The following is a 596-nucleotide window of genomic DNA, read 5'->3' on the forward strand; positions in this document are numbered from 1 at the left end:
GCGTTGCATACGGCCCCGGTTCGGGAAGTCGTTGATGTCGTTCGAACCGAGATTAGTGGAGATCGTGCTGTTGATGTCCTCGAAAGTGACGCCGAAGGCGCCGGCCTTTTCGCGGTCGATCATCAGGTTGACCAATGGCGCCGGCGGAAGGCCTTCGACGAATACCTTCTGCAGAACTGGGCTGGCATTGGCGTCCGCAATCAGCTTGTCGGACGCGGCATTGAGCGCGACGAAGCCTTTCTGGCCGCGATCCTGCAGGCGGAAGCTGAAGCCCGACGAGTTGCCGAGGTTGTCGATCGGCGGTGGCTGCAGCGCCGAAATCTTGGCGTCGCGGATCGATGACAGGCTCTTGTTGATATCATCAACGAGGGCCGCCGCGGAGTCCTTCGGCGGACGCTCCGACCAGTCCTTCAAGGTGATGAAGGCCTGCGCGGTGTTCATTCCCTGACCGAGGAAGCTGAAGCCGGTGAGAAACACGACGCTCTCAATGCCGGAGCGCTTCTTCAGATATTCCTCGACCTTCTCAATGGCGCCCTCGGTGCGGGCGAACGAGGAATCCGATGGCGTCTGGACGTCGGTGGTGATGAAACCTTGGT

1 protein-coding gene is annotated in these 596 nt (G+C 60.4%); it reads right to left on the minus strand.

The window, feature by feature from the left end; genetic code table 11:
- The coding region (locus tag AC1DU6_RS34895; protein WP_477863111.1) for an efflux RND transporter permease subunit at positions 1-596 on the minus strand (596 nt) is incomplete at both ends.

The sequence above is a fragment of the Roseateles sp. P5_B10 genome (genome assembly GCF_056400485.1).